Source organism: Rhizobacter sp. P2_H3 (genome assembly GCF_056403355.1).
Genome location: NZ_JBFUFQ010000509.1, coordinates 1 through 992 on the forward strand (window position 1 = coordinate 1; position 992 = coordinate 992).

A 992-nucleotide genomic window follows, 5' to 3' on the forward strand; every position below is an offset into this window, starting at 1 on the left:
GGTCGAACCGAGGTCGCCCCCTGCGCGCCGTAGTTGTAGATGCCGACATCGCTCTTGTAGAGGATGCTGCCCAGCGCGTTGTATTGCAGGCTCACCGTGCGCACCAGGCCGTTGATCGCAGGAGCCGCCACCGTGTAGCGCTGCAATCGGCCGAGCGCGTCGTGCTCGAAGTTCTCCGTCACCGCACCGGCGGCGCCATCTCCGTTCGCATCATTGCGGTTCGTCAGCCGACCCAGGCTGTCCCACACGTAGCCGTGGTTCAGCACGTCGGTCGCGTTGCCTTTGCCGGTCGTCAGGCTGCTGGTGCGGCCCGTCGATGCCTCATAGCCGGACCTGCTCACGACCGCGTTGCTGTACTTCTGCTGCTCCAGGCCGTCCCACGCGTTGTAGGCCAGCCCCTGCCACAGCACGGTGCCGGCCGGCAGCGTGACGCTCGCTCCCGGCGTGCCACCCGGGGTGGCGGGCAGCGGGTTCACCGTCACCGCCGTTGCCAATGACACCGTGCCGAGGAAACCCTTCGGCGTGTAGCCGTAGTTCACCGCCAGCCCGCTCGGCCAGGTCTGCGTCGCTTGCCGGCCGTTCGCGTCATAGCTCAGCGCGCTCGCAAAGCTCGGCCCGTTGGCGATGCTCGAGCGGGTGTTGATCAGCCGCCCCAGGCTGTCGTACACCCACTGCCGGCTGAGGTCCGTGTTGGCACTCGTCGCGCACAACTTGCCGATGCCCATCGCGCAGCTGTCGTAGGTCCAACTGCTCTGGTATTCCGGCTCGATGCGCAGCGTCACCCGGCCGAGCACGTCGTACTTCATCGTGGTCGAGCCGCCGCGCTGCTTCTGCAGCGGGTTCTGCTGCCACACCGCTTGGCCGAGCGCGTCGTAGTGGTACTCGAGCATCCCGGCGTCCGGGTCCGTCAGCCTGAGCTTGCGGCCCCGGATGTCGTACGCGATCTGCACGGTGTTCTGCAACGCGTCCTTCGTCGTGACGAGGTTGCCGAA

The 992-nt window shown here is 67.1% G+C and carries 1 pseudogene; it reads right to left on the reverse strand.

Annotated elements, in window-relative coordinates:
- Positions 1-992 (reverse strand): annotated as a pseudogene (locus AC1D1T_RS32705) (hypothetical protein); the annotation flags it as partial.